Source organism: Bacillus cereus group sp. N12 (assembly GCF_016483575.1).
GTDB lineage: Bacteria > Bacillota > Bacilli > Bacillales > Bacillaceae_G > Bacillus_A > Bacillus_A toyonensis.
Window position 1 is genome coordinate 1 of record NZ_JAEHBO010000076.1, and the last position, 25,439, is coordinate 25,439.

Here is a 25,439-nt window from a genome sequence, read left to right on the forward strand (position 1 = left end):
TCACCGTACTTATTCCAGCACACTCCAATTGAACCATCTGTTGGGTTATAAGCATTTGTCCAAGTTGGTTCTTCTGGATTAGAACCCTTTCCTATAAACCATTCAATAGATTTATTTCCATTTAAGTAGTTTAAATCTACATTACCAGATATACCTGCAACGCTACCATTTTCAGTATATTGCCAAATATCACAACTATAAGCAGGTTTGCTGCCACCATAACGAGGAATCCATAGGAAATCTGCACTTACAGTATTTAATCCATAACTTGTATACATGTGATGTGATACATAAAATCCAACTTTCCAACCTGCTGCACGGCATGTATCAATGAAAGCCTGAGATGCTTTTGCCAAGTTAGCTGGTCCACAACTTGCTAGTGTATCATCTTCTACATCTAATACAAGAAATTTCGCATCTTTGTCAGCACGTTCCATAAAATCTTTCGCTTCTATAATAGCGTCCTGAACGTTTACAAAACAGCCATAAGCATAATGGCCGAATGGAACTCCATACGCTTTACACCCTTGTACATATTCCTTGTACTTCGAATCAATTTTATTCGATCCATATTGTACACGAATAATTGCAAGCTCCAAGTCTTTACTCGCTTCTGCCCAATTAATAGTTCCATTATGATAAGATATATCTGCTATTTTCTTCATTCTTACATACTCCTCTATTAGTTAGTAAAAGGGACTTTACTCCTTTTCTTGTAGTAATTTTATCGTTGATTTCATTTTTAAAAACCCATTAAAAACTGTCCCTATTTATCTGTATTTTCTCTACTGTTTAACACTCTATCTCAGAGGATTGCCCGTATTAAAACGTATATAGAACACTAGCTACTGCTTAGTAAGAGATAAATTTCAATTTAGTGCATCCGAAAGTCTTTTATAGACCTAGACACATGAAATCCTTTGAAAAGTTGATATATATGCTTGCAGGAAGAAAACAAATTGGGGGATTTCACTGAATGACATATAATAGCTTAATGTGACTCGATACCTCTTATAACTGTTTACGTATATCTTCATTTCTTATCTTTTTTCAAATAATCCCCAATGCTATAGCAATTAATTTAATTGCATTTTTCTTCTTTTGATAAAAATAAGAATTACTTAACATTAATTCATTCTGTACATATGAATCTTTCAAATTTTTATTCGTTAAAAACTTCATCATGATGATATTTCTTTCATCAGTATCTAAAATTTCATTTAAAACTTTTTCGATTCTTCTTACCTTCAATTTACATATTTCCTTTGAATCACGTAACTCCGGAAATACATTGATATTATCTTGTGTTAATTCATCTTCTAATCTCATTTTTAATGCTTGATATTCTTTTAATATATTTACTACTTCTTTCTGTGCTTTCTTCTCACTTACTACTGGTATCAAAGCTTGATGTTCCAATTTAAATCCCCCTATTTGTAATATTTTTATATAACGAGCTTAAAACTTCACTTTATCCTAGATAAAAAACAACTTAGTATAGGGCAACACTATCATTTTTTATTTCCGATCATGCCCCGATTCCAAAATAAAGAGCCACTCAAGTGAGTGACTCCTATCCTATATTCTTATCTAACATTAAAATGTTCTTCTTTTAACCATGTACTTTGTCCAATATCCAAATAACCATCTTGTCGTGCATAAACTCTATATGGAACGGAGCCATCTACATTACCTGTATAATTTCCGTTTGGACCATCATATGTATTAATACCATAACCCGCTGGATATTTTGAATAAGCACTGAACCATTCTACATCGAAGTGTTCCAGAGAAGCCCACGCCTCATTTCCAAGACATATCATAGGTTGTTCATACCAAGCTCCACTTAAAATAAGATACGGTGTTTTATCATTAATTACGTTACCCGTAAAATATCCACCTTGTGCTTGGCTATATAGATTAACACCCCATCCAACTGGATACTTAGATACAGCGATTCCAATACCTTCTGGTTGCACTGGTTTATTTTCACCACCACCAGTTCCTCCATCAAAATCAACATACTGTTTAACAATTTCAGCGTAGAAGAAATTCCCACCATTTTTATATTTATAACCACCATTGTATGCCACAGCAATAGGATGACTATATCGAATCATCGCACCAGTTGTATTTCCAAGAGATGGTGCAACAACAGTTTTAGAATAATGCTCTGCCACCTGTAGTGAATGCTGTTTATTATTAGAAGCTAACCAACGGATGTAATAACGCCCAAAATTATACGCTTGAACAATAGCACTTAAATCCGTAATACCATACTTCTTTGCATCTGCAAAAGCTCCTTTTAAGTGCATCACTCCGTAATAAATTGACTCTTTAGGATTTTTGATTGTATTCATTGACCATCCTTGTGATTCGCTTGACTGCATAATATCGGGGGTCTGTTCTGAATTCCCATCACTTTCCACCATAATAATTCCAAGCACATAAGGCACTAACTCAGATACACCTTGTGCAGCACATTCACTGTCTACCATTGTCTGCCATCGTAATACTTGTTGTGGCAGATTCTTTGTCGTAACTGAAGCGGCTAATATACTCATTACTAAACATCTCTTTATTTTCCTATTATTTTTGTCTAAAAAACTACTAATTTACTAAGTACACCCAACAGCTAAGTGCCCATTTTTCTATAAAATTACTTCATGACACTCGTCTTCTTTCACAACAAAAAGAGCAACCATAAAAATAGTTGCCCTTTCGTAAAAATCTTATATTACTACTATAAATCATTTTTTCAATGGTTTTTGTACACCATATATAACCTACATAAAGGTAACATTAAAATTCATCTAGAAACTTGACAATCCTTCTTATTTCAGCATGCTTACGTCGAATATATCCTGCACTATAATGTAAATCATACGAAATTTGTTCTAAGGTCATTCCATCAATATATTTCATTCTAAGTATTTGATGATCCAATCCTGTAAACTTACTAATCAAACACTTTAAATTATATACTTCATTCATCTTATGAGCTAATTCATATTCAATTGCTTCAATATTCTCTTCTACTTTCGCACCTTCCGATGAAGCAGTTAAACGAACATCCCGTAAATCACCACTAATCCAGCGTTTTAATTCAGCTTTTGTTTTATCTAAATTGTAGTCCAGATAAGCAATGTCTTCTTCTAATTTCTGATAGTCTTTCATCCAGTTAAACAAATGATGATTCACCTACTTTCTATGTGTAAAAACAATAAATCTTATAAACATGTTTATTTTTTTCGTTCTAAAACGTTTTACTCCCCTCAAGACCAATGACATTTAGAAAGAACCCCCCCATAATTTATGGACGTTTTTCTCATGTAATTCATCTGCTAATTCCTTGCTCATTTTCCCCATCTCTTTTTTATAGATTCTAAAATTTCTGCTCGCTCATTTCATAAGGTTGCCGCCCTGTATCTTCTTCCGTATAAACCCCTTTTTGTAATAACACATCGCTCTAAATTTATTCCCTGTTCATTGCCTAAATCATGCCTTTCACATAGTCTTCCTTCAGATTTCGTACCAACATAATTTCCTTCGGCCCCACTTCATGCCCTAGCGAATTCACCTTCCTCGCATGTGCCTCGCCATACAACGTCACACGCGATATAGCGATACGCTGCCCTGTCTTCTTATGCGTCCAAAAACCATGTAGTCTTGCCCGTTCCTTTGCTGTCATGGCTTATCCTCCTAGCTAATTTGTTTTCTCTTTCTTTTCCTCTTACTCACTTGTAATGTAGTCACCAAATCCATATCCCATTTCCTCTCCATTTGCATTTGATAAGCTATTTCCAAACGCGCTATGGCGCCATGACGTCTTCTATCCACTTCTTCAGGTGTCTGATTCCCTGCTTCGCAAATACATGGTGCAAATTGATACATTCCCGTTCCCATATCGTTCCTAATTACTCCCGTTCCTTCACATGCACACATCTCAACTTCCCCCTTTTAAAATGGCAATGCTTTTCTTCTGTAATCCTTTGTATCTTTGAAAACAATCGCTCTAAAGTTATTGAAGATACGTGATACAATCCGTTCATCGTATGCACCCTCCAAACGCTCCCCTGTAAAATTTGTTGTAAAAATAGTAGATTTACCTTGCCTACCATCGAAAACGTCGAATAACACCCTATTAATGAAGTTTGTTGCTTTTGTGTTGGCATCTAGAGCGCCCAGCTCGGCTCCTAAATCATCAACTATTAACACATCTGCTCGTACCAATGTCCTTATGATTGAGTCCTCAGTTAAGAAGGAATCTTTATTGAATGTACTTTTAATTTTCCGTAGCAATTCGCCAACTGTAACGAAGACCACTAATATCCCTGCCCCTGCAAGCTGATTTGCGATGGCATAAGCAAGGTGTGTTTTCCCCGCTCCGCAATTACCGGCCATAATTGTATTGAACACCTTCCTATTGAAATAATCCGTTGCGATTATCTTTGCAAGTTCAAGGTTCTTCGCCCCTTCCTCGCTAGTAGGTTGGTAGTTATCAAAATTAGCTTTCTTAATATTACTATCAGCAATCATGCTTTGTTGATGGAATAAGAATTTCTTCTCGTTCGCTTTAACAGCATCGTATTTCGCTTGTTCTTGTTCCTGGAGCTTCTTACTTTCGTTTTCAAGAAAGCATCGAGGGCACACAACTTGTCCACTGAACTTCATCTTATTCATGCCATGTGTATTACAAACATCAGAACCCATAGTCATATTCACCTTTTTGACTATATCGGTTGGTATTGCTAGCGCCGCTCTCTGCATTGTTCTTCGCTCCTTTTTTAGAATTCATTTGAATTGTTAACTGATCGAACTTTTCACGTAGCTTTTTAGGAGATAAGATATTCCCTTGCCAAAACGGATCTGCTTGGCACCAATCAATAACATCTTTAATCTCTTTTAATTCACGGTTATCTTTTTCACGCATCAGCCTAAAATCATTAGACCAAGTATCGAAATTAGGCTCTTTTTGTTTAGGATTGTTACCTTTAATTTTTTCAAACAAATACTTAGCCCCGTTGGTGTCGCAAGTTTCAAACTTGTGACGGGAAGTCTTTTCTTTCTTCTTATCTTTATCTATATCTAATTCTGTATCTTCTTCTATATCTGTATCATCACGTGACGTCACGCAAGCATCACTTTCTTCACCCTTGTTTTCTAATGCTAATTGCTGTTGTTTCTTGCGTTCACGATACTTCCTGTTCCGCTCTGCATTCAATTGTTTTACACGTTCCAATCCGTCTATGTTCTGATGTTTTTCCCAATTCGAGATGCATATGTATTGATCGTCTGTTACATCAATCATTCCGAACTGTTTGAATGTTTGTAGTGCAAGTCTCACAGTTGCTATCGGTCTATTAAAAAGTGTTGAAAGCATTTCTTCTGTAAAAGGAACGTTCTCACTCAAGAATATGTAACCATTAGCATTTGTTCTGCCAGCTTGAGACAACAATTTAATCCAAATGATTAGTAATGTATCTGCATCAGGTAGGCTTTCAATCAATCGAATCTTTTCATCTTCAAACATGCTAGTAGAGAGTTTTATCCATTTAACATCTGCCATTTAGTTCACCTTCTTCATCCAACATTCATAACTTACTAAGTCTTCCATTCCTGTAAACCGAACCTTGTCTCTTCCTCTGAATTTCCCTTTATGATAGAAAGTCTTTTCTACTCTATACACTTTCTTGATTGGTGCTACATAGTCATAACCCCTTGCTTCTAAATCACAAACCGCTTTTATCATTTCTTTCATTGATCCACGTCTTATAGGTATCTTAAACATTACTCATTTTCCCTTTCGCATACCGCTATATCACCTTGGATCTTGATTATTTTGTATCCTGGATAGCAATCGGGAGTAAAGTACTCAATTGCCTACTCTTTCACTTCTTTTTCATTCTTCGCGCCCTTCCTCACCTATGAAAGAAGGACGATTCCTGATTTATTTTTTTCTAAGATAGGTTTCAACTTCTTAGCTAGTTTGTTTATCCTTTCTTTTCAACGTGTTCCAAGCAATCTATTTAAGCTAATTTAGTAAAGGGATTTTCAATTGTCATATAAATCCCCCTCTCTTTTAAAATGGTGCAATTTCTTCTTTCTCTTCTTGTTGGCTAGCTTTGTACATTTCCTCAAGTACTTGCAAGCCGTGTTCATACGCTAGGATGACAGCGTTTGAATGTGGTTCTCCATTTTTCCTGTTGTGTTCAATTAATCTATTAAAAATTCGTTTTTCTAATTTGAACTTAAGATGTATATTCATATCCACATCATTCACCTGCAACTTTCTTAATGGAATGTTCTTCAACATATTGTTTGATGCATTCAAATTCTGTATGAATAGGATCACCATCAAAATCAAGGTATCCTTCACCGTAATAGATTTCTCCGCCACAACCTTTACAGTAATCCATGAAGTCACTAGCCGATGAATCATGATGATTTCCGCAAATAATTGGATTTTCAATCATTTCCATATTCCTCCTTATTTACCAATAATAATCTATGTGATATAATAAGAACATAAGATTTTCAAAGCGACTTTCTTTAAAACGTCCTGTCTTCTAACAGGGCGTTTCTTACTCTATATGGAAACTGATCTAACAATCTGTTAAAATATAGTTACCGATATGTGTAACAACTAGCCTGTACTTCTGTACGGTCTTTTTTAATGCTTTCACGCATCGTAATACCCAGGAACCTATTTATTAGGTGGGGCATTCTATTAAAATACTGAATATTACGACAAGCGAAAGCTTGTCCTATTAACTCTATAAAGACGATCTTTCTTATTTAGCCAGAGTGATATACTTCTTGTATCTTTCCTCAACCTTAGCTACGCTGTTATGTACACCTCTAGCTCTTAAATCCTTTATGATCCATAATCCTATTCATCACACTGCTGTTTATTTGTCATTTTCAATCCATTCTGCTTTCTTGGCTGCAACATCTACTCGGTGCACTAAGTATGTCGATAAACATATAACTATCGCGACAATTATCAAGAGTAGTGAGCTCTCCATCTCTAAACCGCCTCCTGATTAAGAAACTTATTAATGAAATAAAGCTGACCTTTCCCTGTAACTTTTGGTGTGAATGATGTTACGAATTCACCTTCGCTATTTGTTCTTACGAATTCTTGTGACTCGAATAGTCCTAAATCCATTGAATACTGAGTAGGCGTGTTGTACATGCTTCCTTTTTTCTTGCAAAGATAGCCGTTTTCTCTCAACCATTCGAAGAGTCTGTTTTGACCTATGTCTATTCCTTTTTGCTTCATTAGAATCGCTAACTGCTTTATACTGATTAGATTCGTTGAAACTTGGATTGCTTGAGCGAATGTTATTAAAGATTGTTGCTGTAATACTTTGCGTTCAGCTTCAATGCGCTTCGCTTGTTCTTCTTTTAAGTTAGTGAGAAGGCCGATCATGAAGTCTGGATTTGTTACCGCTTGTTCTAGTACTTGATCTATCATGTATGCTCCATGCTTACGAATTATTGGGAGAACTTCTATTGCTAACCAGTCTTGGAAAACCTCTGCGATTTCGTTACTAGCTTTAAAAGTTAGCTTGTAAACTAACGATTCAGGTATTAAATCACCTTTCCCTACAAGTGAGGAATTTTTAGGAAGATAAGAATTCACCCTATCCCATCTGATATACGTTTTTCCATCTTTATTTTGCGTGAATCCTAAGCTTTTGGAAACCTGTTCTACATCGAATAATACTTCGCCATTTTCGAATTTTGCAGATACCTCAAAAATTTTATTTTTAAAAGTTTTTAATGCATTCATCTCTTTTGCTCCTTTAAATTAGTTCGAAGAATTCGAACTTAATATTTAAAAAAAATCTTTTAATGCTATAAATTCGATTTATTCAACTTTTTTAAACAGTTCTTCAACTGGTATAGAAAATACTCTTGAAATTGAAAATTCAGCTTCTTCACCAGGTGATTCCGTACCTTTAACATATTCACAAACTGTACTCTTAGAGCGCTTTATCTCCTTAGCAAGTTGTACTTGTCTCATTTCATTTTTATTAAGCAAAGCCGACAATTTTTTGTTATCAAAGATCACTTTCCGGTTCACCTCGCTTACAAATACTATTATACCAAAAAGTTCGAAAAAAGGGAACTATTTTTTCGGACTTTTTTATTTATTTTTCATTTATAAATTTCTTCATAACAACTTACAACACTACAAAAGTTTGCCTAGAGCGAACTTTTGTACTAAAATTAACTTAATAACTATTACAGTGTGTTAGTAACACATTTAGTAATAAACTATTGCACATTATTTTAATTTATATAAAAGGGAGAATTAATTATGCGTGGGGATAGAGTAAAACAATTACGAAAAGAAATGAAGTGGACTCAAGAAGAGTTGGGGAATCGTGTTGATCTAAAGAAATCTACTATATCTGAAATTGAAAACAATAAAAAAGATGCTGGAAGAAAAGCAATTACGAAAATTGCTACCGTATTAAACTGCACTACAGATTATCTACTAGGATTATCTGACGATCCGGAGCTTAATCAAGAAGAAAATAAGATTGTTACAGAAGAAGGAAAGAACATAATGGCTTTAATTGAAAGCCTTCCAGAAGATGAGAGAAAGAAAGCTTGGGAACAGTTAGAGATGTATGTTACTTATATGCAAAATAAAAAGAATGGCTAATCAAAGAAGACTACTTAACGTGACGGTCTTCTTTTTTATCGTTTCCTGACAGAATACCGCTTCCTCAAGTGTGTGAAGGGCGCTAGCCCAACGGTAGGTGGGAGATGAATCGTAAGCCTACAAAAAAGCGAGGTGTGATCCATGTCAGTAATTGAACTACTCACCACTTAACGTCCTTATGGACTTTTTGAAGTGGGAGATTCCTGCGAACACCGATGTATCCACCGGTTATCTTAACAGGCTCTATCCGTAGTCCCTACGGTGAGAACATAAGTATCTTATACGTTGACGCACCACACTCCCTACTTTAGCTTGGTTTTCGCAACCTCGGCAAGCATGGGGCGATAGGGTGCAGTCGCTTTGCATTTAACCATTTTCTTGCTCTATGGAATAATACCTATAAAGAAACAGGAAAAGGATTAACCTATCCTACTTGCTCTGCCTAGCTCACCCAATTAAAAAAGAAGCAAGATACAATCTGGTTAAAGGAATTAGATAGTATTGCTCTTTAATCCACATTAAAAAACCTCACAGATGCTTTTTCACGTTTTTTCAAGAAACAAAATGATATTCCACGTTTCAAGTCTAAAAAGAATAAGATTCAATCCTACACAACTAAGCAAACGAACAGAAACATTGCAATTGTAGGCAACAAAATGAAATTGCCGAAGCTTGTCCTTGTTCGCTTTGCAAAAAGTCGTGAAATAGAAGGACGTATTTTAAATGCAACGATTCGCCGTAACCCAAGTGGTAAATAATTTATATCCATCCTCGTCGAAACAGAGGTACAAGAAATGCCTAAAACGGAATCCACTTGTGGAATTCACATTGGATTAAAAGATTTTGCCATTCTTTCTGATGGTACAACATACAAAAACCTTAAATTCTTTCGTACATTGGAAGAGAAATTAGCAAAAGCACAGTGTATCCTTTCTAGAAGAACGAAAGCTTCTTCGAACTGGCATAAACAACGTGTGAAAGTTGCACGAATCCATGAACATATTGCAAATGCAAGAGCTGATTACTTACATAAACTTTCTACAGAAATCATCAAAAACCACGATGGCATCGGTATGGAAGACTTACAAGTCAGTAACATGCTCAAAAATAGAAAGCTTGCAAAAGCGATTAGTGACGTGTCTTGGTCAAAATTTCGAACAATGTTGGAATATAAAGCAAAGTGGGATGGTAAACAAGTAGTTGTGGTATCTAAAACATTTGCTTCTAGTCAATTATGTTCCAATTGTGACTACAAAAACAAAGATGTTAAAAATCTAACCATTCGTAAGTGGGATTGTCCTTCTTGTGGCACACATCACGATAGAGATCACAACGCAGCGCTCAATCTTAGAATTGAAGCAATTTGTCTTTTAACCGTAGGAACTACGGGGATATCCTACTTCAAACAGTCCGTAAGGAAGTTAAGTGGTGAGTAGTTCAAGTATTTGATTTTCCTTATAAGATTCATCTAGACATATTTTAATAATATCTTCTGCTTTAATCGGGGCCCCGTGTTTCAAACACAATTTTACCGCTTCCCTAACTAATTGCTCTTTTTTCATATCTACTTCCCCCTATATTCTCTTTAATATATGTAGACTTTCTTAAAATGGAGAGCTTTTGTCGCTTTGGGTCAAAAACTCTTCATTTCCTTTAGAGCAGAAATGACACTATCAAGTTGATAGTGCCAATTGGAAAACGGTGATAGAAAAACAAACTACAGTAGCAATTGTCAAAATGGCTTTACTAAACTTATCTTTCAAGCATTTCACCAACTTTTATGTATAATTTATCTACAACGTTTTCAGGCTGTTCCGGTAGAATACTATAGAAAAACTCTCTATAGATTGTTCGATGTATTCTCTTCCCTCTTCTTCACCTTTCGCTATCTCCATGTAATATAGTTAAAAACTACTTAATCTACCATTTTTGAGGGATTTTAAAAATCCTTATATAACGGTTTCCCTTGAATTTCATAGAAAGAATTATGCATTTTACAGTTTTTCATTTAAAGCTCTCTATATGAATATTTTACCATAAAAAACCAAACCTTTGTTCTTTTTTCTTTACATAAACAGAAATACGACCTAAATATATTAAAAAAGTAAGAATAACTACCAATTATGGTATAGTAATAGAGTGATTATTATACTCAAACTATGAAAACTACAGTCGGCCAAAACATTAAAAATTTCAGAAAGTCTTTCGGTTTAACGCAAGAACAATTATCTGATAGAACAGGGTTGTCACGTGGACAAATCAAAAATTGGGAAGTGGATCGCCATGAACCTGATCTTGAAAGTTTGAAAGTACTTGCATCGTTTTTTAATACCTCCATAGACCGTCTTCTTAGCTTCGAAAACGAGAAGGAAGATGCATTACTAGAATTACTATTTAACGATGTCCAAAGAGCTTATGAGGAGCTTGATGGTCGTCAGCAAGGTCGTTTTGCTAAGCAAGTATCATTGTACGTGAAAATGCTGCAGAACAACAAAGACATACTGTGATTTGATTTCATCATAACCACCATAATTTTAAAGCCTACTTTTTAGTTGGTTTCCTATTTTTTCCAAAGAAGGATTAACGGCAAGAAAGCCATAATCCTTCTTTTTCATTCATAAAAGAAATTGATATTATGAAATGTCCCCTATTTAATCTTTATATTTTCACTTTATTTTTACCTTTTCTAATACTTTAAAACTACCTAAGTATAGAAATAGTCGATCAAAAGTGATTAGATAAAATCCAATAAATATAAACCCTGTTACAGATATAAGAAGAAATGGTAACAGATTTATCAAGAACCATACAGAAAAAAATCTATGCGAAAAAAAGTTAAATCCTTTGTATACAATAAAGAGGGTAATTAAAAGAAGAATCATTAATAATAATTGACCTTTTGATATTGATTCATTTGCCCAGTAAATAAACCTTGAACCGAAAGCACTTATAATAGTTCCACATATAAGTACAACCAATAAAATAGTTATAAACTTGACCAGCAAACTCATTCTAATAGCCTTAAAAAATCGTTTGCTTGCAGTTTCAAGGATATTTTTATAATAAGAATCAATAACAGGTGATGAAATCCACGAATCAATCTTAAAGAATTGATATCTTTCCTCTTTTAATGCAGTATTTGTAACAAAATTTTTTATATTTACTTTATCCAATTCATATTGACTTATTCTATAGCCGTTAAGCATTAAAGAAAAAGCTTCTACTTCTGAAAAAGAGTCCAAATCTGTTCTAATACCAGAAAGGAGGTTTTGAACATCTGTATTGACCCCAAAAGTCTCGCAAGGTTGTTCCGTGTTATAAAGTTTCGATTCTTCTTTAAGATTGTGTCTTTCATCAAAGTAGGAAACTTCCTTTACGGGCAATCCTTTCTTTAAATGTAATAGGGCAACATTATCTGAATGTTCCTTAATTATATTGGACAACTGTTGCTCTCGTAGGTTGTCCGATAGTATACTATTTGAACGTTTGATTACATTGGATATCTGTACATTAGGCTCCCTTTCATCTTTTAATTGTGCTGATGCATCACTTAATATAAAATGAGTGCAATTTAAACGTTTATCCAGTAATCCTCTAATTCCTTGATTATCGTGGACACCGCCATCAACTAATTGTAATCGTACCTTCTCATCATAAAGATCACTAATAGCAAGAGGGGCAAAAATTCCAGGCACACAGGCCGAAGCGGCAACGGCTAAACCCAATTCAAAATCTTCGTGTTTGTATATGTCTTCATATGATGTTATTTTTTTTAATCGAAAGTTTTTATCAAATTTTTTTCTAAATTGGTCAATCTGTGTTTCCCCCATATCCGAAGCACTAAAACACCAGTTATGACCATTATTTAAGATAGTTGCATTAATAAGTAGTATTGGTACTTTTGCACTTCTATTTTCATTATCCTTAAGTGGGTGAAAAGAATTACTCTCACAGCAGGGTTTGATAATTAGCTCCTTCATTTTTATAGGATGGGTGTTATTTATATCAAGAACTTTTCTGTATAAAAATTTATCATAAAGCTCTCCAATATGATCACTTCGTGAGTAATTAGGAAGAATCATTTTTATATTTTTTACTGGATTAAGAAAGGTTCTTAAACGCAAATTCTTTTGGACTACTTTTAGAAAATCAACTTCAATTTTTGCAACAATCTTCTGATAGTCTTCATCTTTAATTTCAACATCTCTCTTTTCTTCCAGTAGTTTTTTTAAATGAAGATAATAAAGCGCGCCAATAATAGAGCCACCTGAAACCGTAGAAATTAATTCAACTGAACGAAGCAATCCCAAATCAGCCAACCTTGCGAGTACTCCGATATGATAGAAAGATGCTCTAAATCCCCCACCGGAAAGGGCAAGTCCTAACTTTTTAATATTTTCCTCTTTCATAACCAAAGTCTCCTTTTTAGTTCTTTAAAACTTCGATATTAATCACTAAAACTTATGTTTTCTTTTTTTATGATTTTTATGCTATGAACAATAAATAACTCCAGACTTGTCCGTATCAACCCTTCAAATCACTGCTTGTTATTTTTTATACGTAATTAATAAAGTTCTCTAAGTTTTTTTCTTACATATTCAACATAACTCTATTTTGAAGTAAATATTTTCAAATCATATAGATTTATTTGAGTCACTTTAAAGGTTTTGTAAATATCGTATTTGATTCATTGCTGATAAATACAAAACACTAGGCGGGATATTATAAAATCTTAAGGAGGAAAACATGAAAGAAAATCAATATTTTTGAGTTGTAGAAAATGGTAAGTTTCAATTTAGACAGAACCAATGGAGTAAAATCAAAACTTTACCTGAATTCCCATGCAAGCTGCACAATCTCCAGGGTTCTGTTGCGCGGTTTCTTAGCATCAAACTAGACGAAGAATTTATGACTTGCATTCTTAAATTATATAAACCTGAATTAAATAGATTTTTATTGGGAATAATTTCTATTTGTAATGAATTGACCCTATAGGTCCTAGTCTGACCAATTTCTTTTGTCAATACATTAAAGGAATTATTACTGCTGTAAAAGCCGTCTCCAATAGACGGTAATTTAATAAGGGAGGTTCAATCAAATGGCTCTAAATGAACCCATTATTGACATCAACAACATTCATGGAAGACATTAAAGAAGGAATATTGACTACACCGCAGATGGATGGATAGAGGCGATATGTCCGGAATTATCTTCTATATTTCTTGGCAATCACCTGGCTTACTCGCTGGTAACTGCACCTGACTTTTTTCCTCACTGTGACCAAAGAGAAGTGATAGATTGGATGAATCAGTTTGTACCAGAGGCATTAAGAGATGAAATTTGGCATTCACAACCATTTTCAATGTTAAATGATTTATATCCAGGGAGATTTAAGCCCTGGGAGCTGAATAAAGTACCTAATGGATATTGGACTAGAGAAAACGCTATAGAAGCACTCAAATGGACTATAGAAGTGAAATTAAAATTATCCGATGAGGAGTTAATAGAAGTTTACAGTTTTGAGTGGGTTAAACAAATGGGCTTAAGAACACCTTTAGTGCACTTTTGGAATAAGAATGCTTATAAAATGCTAAACACGTTATATCCAGGTCGTTATAAAAGAGAAATGCTTACTTCTTTAAAACCAATGAAATAATTACAATGTTCTTCAAAATTCGAATACTGAACAGTTTAATATCTCTTAATTTATTAAACTTATTTTCATCTCTTCATAAATTCAAAAAAGCTTAAACCCTTGTGTACCAATGGATTTAAGCTTTTTGTTTTGTAGTAATATCCTTTGCAACAAGTTGCCATTAGAATAGTGTATCAGCAACTTGTAGCTATTACTATGATAGCTATATTACACAAAATTATTACAGTTTTTTAATTTTTTAGTTTTCTATTTTTATTATATGTTCTGGTTTTATATTTATTCTTTATTTCGAAGTTTGAAAAATAAAAGTTTTGGACAAGTTATAACTAAAAACAAATGAGGTGTAATATATGTCCTGGTTTAAAAAGCCCCGTTCAAAACTTGGAAAATTTATAGATAAACACGATTTAAAACAAGTAGATATTGCTAAAGCTAGTGGCCTAAGAGAGTCAACTGTTAGTCGTTTAGCAAATATAGACAGTGTTTCACCGAGTATGAAAAATGCTAATAAAATCGTCAATGCTCTACGTAAACTAACAGGAAAAAATGTTAATAACACTGATTTTTGGACGTGATGAGGACTATTAAACAGCGTAGTCCTTTTCATTAATTCTGCTGCTAAAAACTCATATTCCTGGTAATTTAGTTGCAAAGAAGAAAGCCTATCGAACTACAAAACTTCTTTTAATAAAAATGTACGAACATACACATTATATTTTATTCCATAACTCTCTAATTTTTTTCTCGATAATTCGATATTGTAAAAATTGAACTACCCTCACTTTCACTTCATTTAGAAGTGAAAGTGAGGGATTCCTAAGTAAAGAGTTCTATTGAACTCTAATTGATTAGGCTAGCTCCGCAGTCCTTGCGGTTAGAATCCTTCTGAAAATCAAAATGCTGTATTTGTTGGCCATGATCATTGTTTTCACGAATCCATACAATGCCAAAATGATATGAATCATTGTCTTTGTTATTTAGATACTGTTATTTTACAACCAAAAGGTCAAGGAAATGGTTTTGAATTTGTAGGTTTAATATCTTTGAAACAGTTTATTGAATGGAGTAATTAGGATTAAAATTGTTCTTAAACTATTTGTTACCTATCCTTTTTTAGTATATGAATAGTACATTTTTTTAAATACTGGTTTTCAGTTAGCTTAGTATAAATGCAATTGAATATTAGTTAATAAAATCTAATATAAATATATATCTTATATATATTTAAAATAATAAGATAAAACTTATATAGGATTGATAAATGTACGTTTATCATTACTGTGACAATGCCTTTTAACATTCCATAGCGTAAAAAATCATAAATAGTAGAATATAGTAACGAAAAAATAGGTGTTATTATAATCCTCAATCTACAAAAAAACATAAATGAAATTTAGTATTCCTACATAAAAAATGAAACAAATTAATACATTAATAAACATATTTATTCAATTGTAAAATTCCATATAAATTCACTGGATGTCCACAATATTATTGTATTTACCCACAAAAGATTCACATTATGTGTTAATTAATCAACATAATCCAGATTTAGCACATAACTCACATTAATATTGATGATTTTTGATAGATGAAGGCGTATAAGTTATTTATACCAATGATACTTGCACTAAATTGTTCACATTATATGTTATTTATCTATTTATACACGAAATTTAATTTTTTTCTTATGATTTTTTGTAGATATTTGAATGTATATAGACAGCTCATAACGTGTCTATATGAAAGTATGTGTGGAAATTTAGATAGGCACCATACTATTTTTGTATATGAGTGCATAAAAAAAGATTCTATTATGAATAGAATCGAGTAAAGTTACTTATTGTGAAGAGCGAGTAAATTCTTTTATATATACGTATCAACACGAATAGCCCTCTATCTTGAATTTTTTCAAAAATAGAGAGCTGATTATGATTAGTTCGTTTCCATTGCTGTCAGTACTTGCTCAGCTGTTGTTACTTTGATACCAGCGCGTATTAACTGTTCAAAGACACGCATAAATGTAATTAAATTGAAGCTATCTGGTACTTCAATAACACGAAGCTTTTCTTTCGGTAATCTATCTATCTTTTCAATGAACAATTCACGAACATCACTAGGAATAATACGTTCTTTATGTCCTCTTGCTTTTAAGAGTTCACGTATTTCAATTTCTAAAGCCATATAAGCGTTTAGGTTTGTACCTTGTTCATAGGCGTACTTTCTAAACAACGTTTCTTCTTGATACTTTAGATAGTTGCGGTGATACGATTCCTCTGTAACAGGTACAGCAAATTTATAGTTTAGTAACTCATATGTTTTACGGAACAGTTTTTTGATGTTTCGAAGAGAGTACATAGAGAAATGTAATCCGAAATCAAATACAGCTTGTTCTTTTTGTTCTTTTGGAACATGTTGTGTAATAAGAGGATAAATACCCTCTTTAGCCGCAGTATCAAGAATTTGATATTGTGATGTTTGATTTAATAATTTCTTCAGAGTATATACTAATTTACTTGGATATTCTTCATTACGATCTATCATGTCACGTAAGCTATGAATTACACTTCGAATTTGTCGATGGCATGTATATTTAAGTACATGAATGAATTTGTTCATGTCTTGTGTAAATTCACCGATATTCATCTCTTGTAGTACGGATTCGATAAAACGAGCTTTACGAGCATAAGTAAGCTTTGGTGTGAATGGATCGCGATATTGTACTTCTCCTGTTTCTTTTGCGCATAAGAAATCGGTATGTAAGGATAGATATAAAGTCGTATATCTTTTTTTATTCTTAACTCCTTTTTGCAATTTGCAAATTTTGAATAATGGAGTCCCTGTATATGGTAATGCAGTTGTTAATTCTGTCATAACTGCACGAATTTGATGTGGATATTTTTTATGTAAAAAGCGATACATCCCACCAAAATGAGTTTTATTCCCTTTTTCATCTTGTTTGTCTAAGGAACGTTTTAGTGTAGTTTCACTATGCTGTTGCATAGCAATATCTAAGAATAGCTTCTTAGATGCAACTGATAGCTCAAAGAAAGCTTTCGTAAATACTACTGGGCTAATATAAACATATGCATGGGCTTTTTCAGTTTCTTCATTCATAAAATGAGTTAATTTAATTGTATATCGGCCATCTAATTCATTTTCAATGGTAATAATGTTATGTATACTTAATTTCTTTAATGCAATATAGAATTGAGAATGCTGTATGTAAGCAAATTCTTCTTTATATAGTTTGTAATCTTCCCACATCATATGTATTGTTACATTTGGAATGACCCCATTCGTGTAACATTTTTTATGTAGATATAAGAATACTTCCAAATCTGCGTTTGTAATGCCATATAATTTATGCTTTCTTCCCATTGTTTCCGAAATAGCAGATAGTGTACGACGTGAAAAAGATGGTTTAGCCTGTGCTACGAGGCCATCCACATCGGCAATACGCTCTTCGTATGTCATATAATCAACAATATCCTCAAGGTATGTATCTTTATAGCTGTAGTATTTCTCTTCGAAAGTTTCAACAAGTTTTTGCCAAGACTTTAGTGTTACTAAAACTGCATTTGTGGATTGTCCATTTAGACTACGTTGATTACGAATAATAAATGATTTTCCCATCTTTTTCACCTCCTACCTATAAATATTGAAATAAATACCAAAAACTATAAAATATATCAATTTTGATTATACCAAATCGAAATTTGATGAAATGTGTCCCTTTAAGAGAAAAAATGAAAAGATGAAACGCCCTGAAACCCCTTGTGTACCAAGGGGTTTCAGGGTGCGTTCATTTTTTTTTATGGACATGATATGGCTATAGATTTTCATATTGGTAGAAAAGATGAAAAATAGAAAAAACACCTTGTAAACGTGATTAAATCAACGGTTATATCAATTTTTTTGAAAATAAAAGGGACATCATATGGCTGTTGATTTTCATGTTTATAATTGTGAATTAAACCGATAAAACCTTTTGAATAGTGATGTTAATGGGTTTTATCTATAATTTTATAATTGTAAAAGGAACATGAAGTAGCTAGGTGGGTTTTCATGTTTGGGTAAAAAAAGGGACATCATACAGCTATAGATTTTCATGTTTCATAAATATGTGAAAACGGTGTTGAAAACTTGAAAACTCCCAATATAAAAGGGTTTATGAGGTTTTTATCTGAAATAAAAGGGACATCATATAGCTATAAATTTTCATAACTAATAGTATAGCTGTAATAGAAAAGCTTATATATCAAGCTTTAAGCACTTTTAGAAAAAAATTTCGAATTAGTAAAAAGAGTTACATCATGTAATTTTTTGTTTCATGTTTTGGTGGAAAGGGCAATGATATGGCTATAAATTTTCATTTTTGATGAACTTGGGGTGTTCGAAGTGAAATTTATATTTTCATCTTTACATTTTTTAGCTTTCACCTCTTTTATAAATATGAATAATATTGCTGAAAATCTAATAGGAAAAGAGCTTATGAAAATAAGATTGGTTGTTGAAAAAATTGCTATTTGGATTTTAAAAATCAATTGAGTCTTGTATAATCAGTTACAGAGCGGGCTATAAGTATACAAATTAAAGCCCTTAAGATGTTAACAGTGAAATGAAAGAGTGGAATATTCCGACTACGTTTCTAGTTTAATAAAAAGGAACATCATATAGCTAATTATTTTCAAATTAAGATCAATAATAACTAAATGTATATAAGGAGCCGAATTTATATGGAAGACGTTCTACAATTGTTTAGAGACGCACTATCAATAACTGAACAACTGTATAAACAAGATGAGCAATTGTGGCATAAATGGGTTTCCTATTATGTTGATGTTGAAGCAGATCAAAGTAAAATTGTGACTTCAGAATACCTTTCTCCATCATTTTCAATGCTTGTACAGTGGCTAGAGCAACAGCAAAGAAAAGGTGTTTCTGCTCTAGATATATTTAAAAAGATAGATACTTACAAATTAATTATTCATGAGACCATAGGTGTCTTTATTGAACAAGAGTTTCGTAAAAATCAGACAGCTAGTACTATAGTGCATACAGCAACAAGTGAATCAGATGCGAACATAGTGAATGAAAACTATTTAGAAGTAAATAACTCCGCGGTCTATTATAAGTTAAGAGATGGAATAGCTAAAAATCAATTTGAAGAAGATGAAAACACACGGTTAAAATCTTATCCTATTGAAACAAAGGATAGTAATGGAGTGGCACAGCTTTCCTCTCATAAAGATGAAGATCTAAAGTTAACGAATATTGAAGAGACAGCAAGATGGAATACATTAGTAGATGGTGTAATGAGTAATATGGATGATTTAACTGCAGATTGTTTAGATACCATCACGATTCAATGGTTGAATGAAGCAAAATCGCCTGATGAATTTATTGATTTTTCATATGAACAAGTTTTAGACATGTGCAGTATTTCAAAGGCTAAAGCAAATGGTGTCGAATATTATAGGGTAGAAGATAAAATTAAAGTTGCGAAGCGGATTGCGGCCCTAGCGAGTATTTTTATATATCTAAATGATGACAATGAAGTAGTCGTATTAAATGATCGCGCTGAAACAGGTAAGCATTATGAAGTAAAACGCGAGGTAATCAAAAGACTATTTGTATTAGATTCCGTAGTTCTATGGAGAGATAAAAACACAAACGAATACATGGGGATAGAATCGTGTCGAATCAAACCGGGAAGTTTCTTATCCGGATATCTATATGGATCTAATAGTACTACCGCATTATTATCAAAAAAGGCACTTGAATATAATAGTTATAGACACAAATATCATAAAAGATTAATTCGATATTTGACATGGCAATGGAGAATACGTCAAATGTTTTCTAGCTTACAAAGACCTTATTCTATAGGTGGAGATAAAGGTTTGTTAGCAGTTATGGGTATAAACCAGAAACAAAAACCTAATCGTGTCCGCGAACAATTAGAAAATGTTCTTATTGATTTAGAAAAAGAAGAAGTAATTTCTCATTGGGAATATCATAATGGTTTAGAAGAAGAAAAACTGACAAAGAAGAATTGGTTTAAAAACTATTATTCACAGTTAGGAATAGTAATATTGCCACCCAAAGAACTAATTAGTTCAATGGAAAACTTAGCGAAAAAGAAAACAATTGATACAATACATGAGGAAAGTCAACCAATAAAAATTGTAGAAAAACCATCGGATACGAATGAAAATGAACAAGTAATCAGAGAGAAAATAGAGTTTATGCATATGAAAAAGAATATAACTATGCGAGAACTTTCAATAGAGATAGGTATATCGCAGCCTACTCTTTCTAGATTCTATAATAAAAAAACAAAACGTCTCTCTAGTACGGCGAGAAGCAAATTAAATCAATGGTATAAAAGACAAATGATAATCGATAAAATGTAAGTTAAAGCTAAAAAGTAGTATTAAAAAGAGTCCTAGAAATAGGACTCTTTTTAATGTAGTTATTGAATTTGCCTGTTTTAAAGTAAACTAATTAATATAGAAATATCCACTTATAGAAATAGGGATATTTCTATATTTAAAAAAGAGATTTATAGTAGTGTTATGTGGTATATGCAATAGAATCAGTAATGTATATTATTCCAGTAACTTATCCAAAGCTCTCTCCTATACCTTTATTTCTGTAACAAAAGCAATGAGATATAGAAATATCCACTTATAGAAATAGGGATATTTCTATATAAAAAAAGAGATTATAGTAGTGTTATGTGGTATATGCAATAGAATCAGTAATGTATATTATTCCAGTAACTTTTCAAAAGTCCCCTCCTATACCTTTATTTCTGTAACAAAAGCAACGGGATATAGAAATATCCACTTATAGAAATAGGGATATTTCTATATTTAAAAAAGAGATTTATAGTAGTGTTATGTGGTATATGCAATAGAATCAGTAATGTATATTATTCCAGTAACTTATCCAAAGCCCTCTCCTATACCTTCTGTAAAAAGACAATAAAGTTATTTAATTTTATCGTTTTCCGACAGAAGACTCCTTCCTTAAAAATGTGAAGGTGTGAAACACCAATTTTAGGTGGGAGATGAATGTCGGTTGGCATAAGCCAACATGTTTGCTATCATTTACTTGTACAGATTGCTCTTCGAAAACTGAAGATATGAGGTTGGTTGCAGAAAAACGTTGCAACCGTAAAATCTTCAACGTTCTATCGCCCCATGCTTGCCGAAGTTGCGAAAACCAAGCTAAAGTAGGGAGTGTGGTGCGTCAACGTATAAGATACTTATGTTCTCACCGTAGGGGCTACGGGTAGAGCCTGCTAAGATAACCGGTGGATACATCGGTGTTCGCAGGAATCTCCCACTTCAAAAAGTCCGTAAGGACGTTAAGTGGTGAGTAGTTCAATAACACCTAAAACAAGCATAACCCCGTTCTAAATTTAGGACGGAGTTAAAATATAGTTGTTTAATTTTCGATATAAGATACTTCACTGTACTTAAAAATATAACAATAAAGTCGTTTAAAAATCTAAGTTTTGTTCAAAAAATAGCGCCCTATTCTGGAAGATTTCAAAAACGTTTATTTTTCTTTTAAAATTGAATACTTTCGATAAGCTTTATAGAAACTGATACCAAAGAAAACAATCATAAGGGAGGTAAGCGACCTCAAAAGGGCAAATGGAGTTTCAAATAAAAATGCTTTCCAAAATAATGCACCTTTCATACTCCAAAGACCTTCAGTTAAATATAACCCTGAATTCTTATAAAACATATAAGAAAAAGGCAAAAACAGTATACCTAAACTAAATGAATAACCCATCAATCTTTTATAATAATTACTCTTTGAGTGGCGATCCGATAAGATTTCATTTTGATCATCATCTTCTTTTTGCCAATATCGAACCCCACCAAACCAGGAGTCATTTATATAAATCCAACCGAAGTCTTCGTATATCCCTTTGTAATCTTTGAACTTTTCCTTTGATAAATAATCTTGATAATCCAGTCGCATCACATATCTCTTGTCAGTTTTTTCGAAAGTGTATATTCCTAATCCACTAATATTTGTACAACGATAGCTTTTTGTAATTGTTCATTCAGCCATTGCTCCTCTTTTTCAAAATCAAAAAACAACTTAAATTTCTTCATTCGATTCACTTCCTTCGTACAGTGATAAAATATGCAATAACCTGTTTTGTTCCATTTTCAAAATGGCGCTTCCTTCAGCAGTAATCATATAAACTTTTCTCCGACCTGACTCTCCAACAGGTTCAATCCAAGCATGCTTATTCAAGTTTTCAATCGCACCGTATAATGTACCAGCTGCTAAAATAACCGTACCGTTACTTAGCTTTTCTATCTTCTGCATTACGGCATAGCCATGGAGTGGCTCACGCATGGCTAATAAAATATAATGCATGGTTTCAGACAACGGTAATAATTTATGTTTCATATCCTCATCCTTTATTCAGTTCGACTATATAGTTCAACTGAATAGTCAACGAAATTTTCAAATTTAGTCAAAGGAACTTAAAGTGAAAAGCTTGATAACAAGGGGAAAATCAATCTAAAAAGTCACTTTCCTTACGTAAGGGAAAGCGACTTTTTGTGTAGTCTTAATCATTTAAATGGCCCAATTGTTGAATAACATGACTGGCGTTTTTTAAACAACTTTATTATCTCTGCACACCTTCATTTCTATAAATTAAATAGTTAGCTTAAGTGACAAAGCGATTGATGAGGGAATATTATAAGGGAATTGTGGTGATGATATTCTTTTAACTGCAAAAAATATAGAAATATCCCTATTTCTATGTAGGGATATTTCTATATTTCTAAATCTCTGTTAATAATTCAAATTTCCTTTTCTGTTCGGGAGTTAATTGATTTTCTACATAATGATGTATAAGTAAATCTATTATTTCATGAGCATATTTCGTATTAGTAAGTTTCATTAGTGCTCCAAGCTCTTCCTTAGATTGACTAGAAATTTTAATACTACCTTGTTGGTTTTTAAATTTCTTTTTCTCTGGTGTTTGCTCCGTCTTTTGTTCCTGTGGATTTACCTGTTCTTGTTCATTTTTAGGTGGAAAAGTAGGAGTATTCTCGTCACTTTTTGTTACAACTGAATCCTCGTTTGGGATATAAGGATCTGTTGGATCAAAATTGCTCTTTTTTCTGCCTAATAATCCAGGAGTTCTTGCCATGTTATACACCAACCTTCATACTTTCAAAAACATTGATACGAGATAATAATTCATCACTAATTTTTTCGTATAGTTCTATTACATTTAAATCATGTCTATCATTTTCAGTAATACCGTTAACATCAAACCTTTTAATACGTTCCATCTGTGGAACGATATTTTCAAATAGGTTTTCTTCACCAAAAATTTCACGAGCATTTTCCATAATGTATTCATCCACTTTACCATTATTTTTTAATAGTACTGGAAGAATACCTACAACTTCAATATCAAGATCATATTGCTCTTTTAATTTTATTAGCTGGTTAATGTAGTTCTCTGCACCTGTAAGAGAACGTTCTTGTGTTTGTAGAGTTATAAGAACATAATCAGAAGCTACAACTGCATTTTTTGTAACTTCAATTGACATAGGTGGAACATCGATAAATATGTAATCATATTTATGTTTTATTTTCTCAAGTAATCCCTTAAAGTAGAAATCTTCTTCTTCTTCCGAAGAACACGATTTATATAGAAATTTTGCGAAATCTTGAAAATCAACATAAGAAGGAATTAAATGTAAATTTTCTGTTATTTCAACTTCTAATCCATCTAAATTCCCCTCTTGAATCCCTTTCATCAATGTTTTATTTAAAGTTACCTTTTCGTCAGGATTAAGGATAGATTTTGTTAGCATTAGAGATTTTGTTGCATTACTCTGTGGATCAAGATCAACAAGTAAAGTTCGTTTCCCTTTTTTTGCGAATTCATAAGAGTTTAATACAGCATTAGTGGTTTTACCAACGCCCCCTTTATAATTCCCAACAGTAATTGTAATAGCCATTTACACCACTCCATTTATTTTCCGGAATATATCCCTATTTCCCTATTTCTATATCTTAGTGAAAAGATTAGAAAAATAGGGAAATATCCAATTATAGAAATAGGGATATTTCTATGTTACAAAGAAGATTATAGCAGTGATATGTGGTACATGCAATAGAATCTGTCATTTATACCACTCCATTCATTTTTTGAAAAAGTCCTTATATCCCCCTATCCCATGCTCATCAAGCTAAGAAAAGCAAATACCCCAAAACGAAAGAATTGATATTATCAGGTGAGCTGTATTAAGATGGCTTCCTGCCATCTTTTGTCCGAAGCAAATTCATCTCCCACCTAAAATTGGTGTTTCACACCTTCACATTTTTGAAGAAGGAGTCTTCTTTCAGAAAACAATAAAAGTAGAGACTTAGGAAAAAATCCAAATATAGAAATAGGGATATATCTATATTTGGAGAGGGATTATAATGGTGATATGTGGTACATACAATAGAATCATTATTTTTTCAAAAGCTCCCCCTATGCCTCTATTTCTGATAATAAAAGTAGAGATATAAGGAAATATCCAAATATAGAAATAGAGGATATATCTATATTACGCGGGAGAATATAATAGTGATATGTAGTACATATAATAGAAGCAGTAATTTGTTGAAAAGCGCCTCCTATACCACCCTTTCTAATAATAAAAGTAAAGATATAGGGGATATCCAAATATAGAAATAGGGATATTTCTATATTTTAAAAGGGATTATAATAGGGATGTGCAGTACATATAATAGAATCAGTAATTTTACAGAGATGCTCCCTATACCACCCTTTCAAATAATTAAAGTAGAATAATAGGGGGAATATCCAAATATAGAAATAGGGATATTTCTATATTGCGAGGGAGATTATAGTAGTGATTAGTGGCACATACAATGAAATCAGTAATTTTACAGAGACGCCCCCTATATCACCTTTCAAATAATTAAAGTAGAATAATAGGGAAATATCCAATTGTAGAAATAGGGATATTTCTATATTGCGAGGGAGATTATAGTAGTGATTAGTGGCACATACAATGAAATCAGTAATTT

At 32.8% G+C, this 25,439-nt stretch carries 25 protein-coding genes and 2 pseudogenes; 7 read left to right on the top strand and 20 right to left on the bottom strand.

Going from position 1 to position 25,439, the window contains the following annotated elements:
• The 13 genes from JDS92_RS24375 to JDS92_RS24435 all read right to left on the bottom strand — a co-directional run.
• On the bottom strand, positions 1–665 hold a 665-nt coding region (locus JDS92_RS24375), incomplete at its 3' end, for a GH25 family lysozyme (protein WP_274606227.1).
• A 385-nt stretch (positions 666–1,050) separates the two neighbouring features.
• Entirely contained in the window at positions 1,051–1,419 is a 369-nt protein-coding gene (locus tag JDS92_RS24380) for an ArpU family phage packaging/lysis transcriptional regulator (RefSeq protein ID WP_097957250.1), read from the bottom strand.
• Positions 1,420–1,586: 167 nt separating this feature from the next.
• Positions 1,587–2,564: a lysozyme family protein gene (locus JDS92_RS24385; RefSeq protein WP_199632654.1), complete on the bottom strand. Its 978-nt coding sequence runs from the start codon at positions 2,562–2,564 to the stop codon at positions 1,587–1,589.
• Positions 2,565–2,802: 238 nt separating this feature from the next.
• Positions 2,803–3,189 (bottom strand): DUF1492 domain-containing protein, encoded by a 387-nt coding sequence (locus tag JDS92_RS24390; protein ID WP_097957251.1) that lies wholly within the window; start codon positions 3,187–3,189, stop codon positions 2,803–2,805.
• 304 nt (positions 3,190–3,493) lie between these two features.
• On the bottom strand, positions 3,494–3,691 hold the full coding sequence (locus JDS92_RS24395; RefSeq protein WP_199632655.1) for a hypothetical protein: 198 nt from the start codon (positions 3,689–3,691) through the stop codon (positions 3,494–3,496).
• Between the two features lie 11 nt (positions 3,692–3,702).
• Complete coding sequence (locus JDS92_RS24400) at positions 3,703–3,945, bottom strand: hypothetical protein (RefSeq protein ID WP_199632656.1); 243 nt, start codon at positions 3,943–3,945, stop codon at positions 3,703–3,705.
• A 15-nt stretch (positions 3,946–3,960) separates the two neighbouring features.
• Positions 3,961–4,719, bottom strand: a complete 759-nt coding sequence (locus JDS92_RS24405) for an ATP-binding protein (RefSeq protein ID WP_199632669.1) — start codon at positions 4,717–4,719, stop codon at positions 3,961–3,963.
• A complete protein-coding gene (locus tag JDS92_RS24410) occupies positions 4,703–5,569 on the bottom strand; it encodes a phage replisome organizer N-terminal domain-containing protein (RefSeq protein WP_199632657.1) in 867 nt (288 codons plus the stop codon). The genes JDS92_RS24405 and JDS92_RS24410 overlap by 17 nt, the downstream gene beginning before the upstream one ends.
• Positions 5,570–5,791, bottom strand: a complete 222-nt coding sequence (locus tag JDS92_RS24415; protein WP_199632658.1) for a hypothetical protein — start codon at positions 5,789–5,791, stop codon at positions 5,570–5,572.
• A 291-nt stretch (positions 5,792–6,082) separates the two neighbouring features.
• Positions 6,083–6,268: a limonene cyclase gene (locus tag JDS92_RS24420; RefSeq protein ID WP_097957277.1), complete on the bottom strand. Its 186-nt coding sequence runs from the start codon at positions 6,266–6,268 to the stop codon at positions 6,083–6,085.
• A gap of 7 nt (positions 6,269–6,275) precedes the next feature.
• Positions 6,276–6,476, bottom strand: coding sequence for a hypothetical protein (locus JDS92_RS24425; protein ID WP_097957260.1), 201 nt, complete (start codon positions 6,474–6,476; stop codon positions 6,276–6,278).
• Between the two features lie 554 nt (positions 6,477–7,030).
• Positions 7,031–7,798, bottom strand: a complete 768-nt coding sequence (locus JDS92_RS24430) for a phage antirepressor KilAC domain-containing protein (RefSeq protein WP_097957261.1) — start codon at positions 7,796–7,798, stop codon at positions 7,031–7,033.
• A gap of 78 nt (positions 7,799–7,876) precedes the next feature.
• Positions 7,877–8,080, bottom strand: a complete 204-nt coding sequence (locus tag JDS92_RS24435) for a helix-turn-helix transcriptional regulator (protein WP_199632659.1) — start codon at positions 8,078–8,080, stop codon at positions 7,877–7,879.
• Positions 8,081–8,329: 249 nt separating this feature from the next.
• Between JDS92_RS24435 and JDS92_RS24440 the strand changes: the two genes are divergently transcribed.
• Together JDS92_RS24440 and tnpB are read left to right on the top strand one after the other, a co-directional pair.
• Positions 8,330–8,680 (top strand): helix-turn-helix domain-containing protein, encoded by a 351-nt coding sequence (locus JDS92_RS24440; RefSeq protein WP_199632660.1) that lies wholly within the window; start codon positions 8,330–8,332, stop codon positions 8,678–8,680.
• A gap of 344 nt (positions 8,681–9,024) precedes the next feature.
• Positions 9,025–10,116, top strand: a pseudogene (gene tnpB, locus JDS92_RS24445) (IS200/IS605 family element RNA-guided endonuclease TnpB); the annotation flags it as partial.
• Here the strand turns inward: tnpB and JDS92_RS24450 are convergent.
• On the bottom strand, positions 10,102–10,242 hold the full coding sequence (locus tag JDS92_RS24450) for a hypothetical protein (protein WP_179861522.1): 141 nt from the start codon (positions 10,240–10,242) through the stop codon (positions 10,102–10,104). The pseudogene tnpB and the gene JDS92_RS24450 sit on opposite strands and share 15 nt — an antisense overlap.
• A 597-nt stretch (positions 10,243–10,839) precedes the next feature.
• Between JDS92_RS24450 and JDS92_RS24455 the strand changes: the two genes are divergently transcribed.
• On the top strand, positions 10,840–11,187 hold the full coding sequence (locus JDS92_RS24455) for a helix-turn-helix domain-containing protein (protein ID WP_018767554.1): 348 nt from the start codon (positions 10,840–10,842) through the stop codon (positions 11,185–11,187).
• Between the two features lie 159 nt (positions 11,188–11,346).
• Here JDS92_RS24455 and JDS92_RS24460 read toward each other — a convergent pair whose 3' ends face one another.
• Positions 11,347–13,089: a patatin-like phospholipase family protein gene (locus JDS92_RS24460; RefSeq protein WP_199632661.1), complete on the bottom strand. Its 1,743-nt coding sequence runs from the start codon at positions 13,087–13,089 to the stop codon at positions 11,347–11,349.
• Between the two features lie 893 nt (positions 13,090–13,982).
• Between JDS92_RS24460 and JDS92_RS24465 the strand changes: the two genes are divergently transcribed.
• Together JDS92_RS24465 and JDS92_RS24470 are read left to right on the top strand one after the other, a co-directional pair.
• A complete protein-coding gene (locus JDS92_RS24465) occupies positions 13,983–14,336 on the top strand; it encodes a DUF4046 domain-containing protein (RefSeq protein ID WP_199632662.1) in 354 nt (117 codons plus the stop codon).
• A 350-nt stretch (positions 14,337–14,686) separates the two neighbouring features.
• On the top strand, positions 14,687–14,911 hold the full coding sequence (locus JDS92_RS24470) for a helix-turn-helix domain-containing protein (RefSeq protein WP_199632663.1): 225 nt from the start codon (positions 14,687–14,689) through the stop codon (positions 14,909–14,911).
• 1,360 nt (positions 14,912–16,271) lie between these two features.
• Here JDS92_RS24470 and JDS92_RS24475 read toward each other — a convergent pair.
• Complete coding sequence (locus JDS92_RS24475) at positions 16,272–17,972, bottom strand: hypothetical protein (RefSeq protein WP_199632664.1); 1,701 nt, start codon at positions 17,970–17,972, stop codon at positions 16,272–16,274.
• Positions 17,973–18,737: 765 nt separating this feature from the next.
• Here JDS92_RS24475 and JDS92_RS24480 point away from each other — a divergent pair.
• Together JDS92_RS24480 and JDS92_RS24485 are read left to right on the top strand one after the other, a co-directional pair.
• Positions 18,738–18,887 carry a hypothetical protein gene (locus tag JDS92_RS24480; RefSeq protein ID WP_199632665.1) on the top strand — a complete coding sequence of 50 codons (150 nt, stop codon included), beginning with the start codon at positions 18,738–18,740 and terminating at the stop codon, positions 18,885–18,887.
• 188 nt (positions 18,888–19,075) lie between these two features.
• Positions 19,076–20,755 carry a helix-turn-helix domain-containing protein gene (locus JDS92_RS24485; protein WP_199632666.1) on the top strand — a complete coding sequence of 560 codons (1,680 nt, stop codon included), beginning with the start codon at positions 19,076–19,078 and terminating at the stop codon, positions 20,753–20,755.
• A gap of 1,153 nt (positions 20,756–21,908) precedes the next feature.
• Here JDS92_RS24485 and JDS92_RS24490 read toward each other — a convergent pair.
• From JDS92_RS24490 to JDS92_RS24505, 4 genes and pseudogenes are all read right to left on the bottom strand, one after another.
• A pseudogene (locus tag JDS92_RS24490) lies at positions 21,909–22,477 on the bottom strand (DUF2812 domain-containing protein).
• Entirely contained in the window at positions 22,464–22,781 is a 318-nt protein-coding gene (locus JDS92_RS24495; RefSeq protein WP_199632667.1) for a PadR family transcriptional regulator, read from the bottom strand. Before JDS92_RS24495 ends, JDS92_RS24490 begins: the two are co-directional and overlap by 14 nt.
• Positions 22,782–23,163: 382 nt before the next feature.
• Positions 23,164–23,535, bottom strand: a complete 372-nt coding sequence (locus JDS92_RS24500) for a hypothetical protein (RefSeq protein ID WP_199632668.1) — start codon at positions 23,533–23,535, stop codon at positions 23,164–23,166.
• Position 23,536: 1 nt separating this feature from the next.
• The gene (locus JDS92_RS24505) at positions 23,537–24,358 is read right to left on the bottom strand and encodes a ParA family protein (RefSeq protein WP_001018645.1); all 822 of its coding nucleotides are present in this window, start codon (positions 24,356–24,358) and stop codon (positions 23,537–23,539) included.
• Between the last annotated feature and the right edge of the window lie 1,081 nt (positions 24,359–25,439).